Annotated in this window: 1 protein-coding gene; it reads left to right on the forward strand. The window is 35.8% G+C overall.

The features are described from left to right. Window positions 1-435 precede the first annotated feature (435 nt). Window positions 436-1227, forward strand: coding sequence for a substrate-binding domain-containing protein (locus HMPREF0023_RS10195; protein ID WP_008942027.1), 792 nt, complete (start codon window positions 436-438; stop codon window positions 1225-1227). Window positions 1228-1359: the final 132 nt, after the last annotated feature.

The following is a 1359-nucleotide window of genomic DNA, read 5'->3' on the forward strand; positions in this document are numbered from 1 at the left end:
ATTTAAATACCTCATTAGATTTAGCCTATCACTCCTCGCTTTTATTTGGGTTTACATTCTTTATTGAGTCAAAGAGCTATTTCTAATTATTGAAATATTGATGGCATGTTCATCCTAAGCATAAAACATCTCTCTTTTACTCAAAAGATTATCTTTGATCTCAGCTAAGTTGAAACTAATTAACTAAGAATCAGATCAGATAAAACATAAGAATATAGAACAAGGAGGTTTCTAAATGCCAATATATAAACACCCAAGCTAATTTCCAACCTGTGTCAGATCTCACACCTATTTTTCTTGTGCTATTCCATAACAACAGCGCTATGTCATAACATCGCCCAGAAAATAGCATCTGAAACAAGAAATTCTTTATTCATCAACAATATGGTGCTCTGTAGTCATTTTCCATACTGTACTCAATTTAAGCGATCTAACATGAAAAAATCTCCATTCTTAACAATTGTTTGCTTAGTAAGTTTTAGCTTCAGTCCGATTAAAGTTTATGCAGATACACTCAAAGTAATTAGTTCTGGTGGGTTTTATTCTTCTATGGAAAAACTCATCCCTCTTTTTGAGGAAAAAACAGGTCATAACATTGAGCTATCCTCAGGTTCATCTATGGGAGCCTCAAGTACATCTATCCCAAATCGGCTGGAGCGTGGTGAACAATTCGATGTCGTCATTCTAGCCTCACCTGAACTAAACAAACTAATAGACAAAGGTTATCTCAACTCAAATACGCATGTAGATTTAGTCAACTCTAGCATTGGCATGGCGATACCTAAAGGTGCCAAAAAACCAGATATCAGTTCTGCTGAAAATTTTAAAAAAGCATTATTAGATGCACGACAAATTGGATATTCTGCAAGTGCGAGTGGTACACACCTTGAAAAGGATGTTTTCCCAAGTTTTCAGCCCGTAGAATATAAGGTAATTCGTGCTAAAGCCGAAAAGGTTGTCGGTGATCGAGTTGCTAAACGCATTGCAGAAGGACAATTTGACATTGGTTTCCAACAAATCAGTGAAATCAAACCATTTACAGGTAAATATGGACAGGTTGAATTAGTAGGACCTATTCCTGCCCCCTATCAAAAAGTGACCATATTTTCTGCAGGTATCGGGAAAAACTCTAAAAATGAAGTATTGGCTAAGGAGTTAATTCAATTTGTGAAATCACCACAAGCGAAACATATTATCGATGATCAAGGTTTAGAGCAGATCAAATAAAATCTTATGATCTTGGACAAAATCAAGGTTAAATTAAAAGAACTGAGCCCTGTAGAGTACAGAGCTCAGTCCTCAGAATAACCATCCAGCTTATTAGGCTAAGTCCAGATCGGGTTTTATAGCTGCTAAAAT

Origin of the sequence: Acinetobacter sp. ATCC 27244 (assembly GCF_000156555.1) — a bacterium.
GTDB classification, from domain to species: domain Bacteria; phylum Pseudomonadota; class Gammaproteobacteria; order Pseudomonadales; family Moraxellaceae; genus Acinetobacter; species Acinetobacter haemolyticus.